This is a genomic window from Alcaligenes sp. PF14 (assembly GCF_037150615.1).
GTDB classification, from domain to species: Bacteria; Pseudomonadota; Gammaproteobacteria; order Burkholderiales; family Burkholderiaceae_B; genus Alcaligenes; species Alcaligenes phenolicus.
On record NZ_JBAGRS010000032.1, the window covers coordinates 1 to 297 of the forward strand.

A 297-nucleotide genomic window follows, 5' to 3' on the forward strand; every position below is an offset into this window, starting at 1 on the left:
AAGTTTGAACGGACTAAACCGCACGTCAACGTCGGTACTATCGGTCACGTTGACCACGGTAAAACCACTCTGACCGCTGCAATCTGCACGGTTCTGTCCAAGGCATACGGCGGCGAAGCGCGCGATTACTCGCAGATCGACAACGCCCCTGAAGAAAAAGCACGTGGTATCACCATCAGCACGTCGCACGTTGAGTACGAAACGCCTAACCGTCACTACGCTCACGTTGACTGCCCCGGCCACGCTGACTACGTCAAGAACATGATTACCGGTGCTGCCCAGATGGACGGCGCTATT

General features: G+C 55.6%; 1 protein-coding gene. It reads left to right on the top strand.

Annotated elements, in window-relative coordinates:
- A partial coding sequence (locus WFM49_RS18560; RefSeq protein WP_336974864.1) for a GTP-binding protein occupies nucleotides 1–297 on the top strand: 297 nt, incomplete at both ends.